We start from the raw sequence: 528 nt of genomic DNA on the forward strand, positions 1-528 counted from the left end.
TACATGCGTTCTGCAAGGTAAGCTTCGTAATCTGGCACTTCGATGTCGACTTCTTGTTCTAGAAGAGGAGAGTCGAAGAGGAATTTTGCCGTTGCACGGTTAGTCGCAACTGGGATGTTCCAAACACTTGCGATACGAAGTAGGGCTTTCACATCAGGGTCGTGAGGTACGGCGTTTAGTGGATCCCAGAAGAAGACCAACACATCGATTTTACCTTCCGAAATCAATGCTCCAAGTTGTTGGTCGCCACCCATTGGGCCGCTGATCATGCTCTTAATTGCTAAGCCCGTTTCTTTACTCAGCATGTGGCCAGTTGTGCCTGTAGCGTACAAGAAATGGCGTTGCAGCTTTTCTTTCTTCTCTTTTACCCAGCGAAGGAGCTCAGGTTTGCAATTGTCGTGGGCAACCAATGCCACGTGTTTATGCGCAGGCATGGTACGAGTCGTTTTTTGCATCAAGTTATTCCGATTTTATGATTATGAACTGGTTATCTATCAATAAAACACTTTTTTAGCGCATCAGTCAACA

General features: G+C 45.8%; 1 protein-coding gene. It reads right to left on the bottom strand.

Annotated features, from left to right (window positions below):
- Positions 1-455 (bottom strand): methylglyoxal synthase (locus R7040_RS29755; protein WP_318098088.1); only part of this gene is annotated, 455 nt, incomplete at its 3' end.
- Positions 456-528 lie beyond the last annotated feature (73 nt).

This window comes from Vibrio sp. 1069 (genome assembly GCF_033340555.1).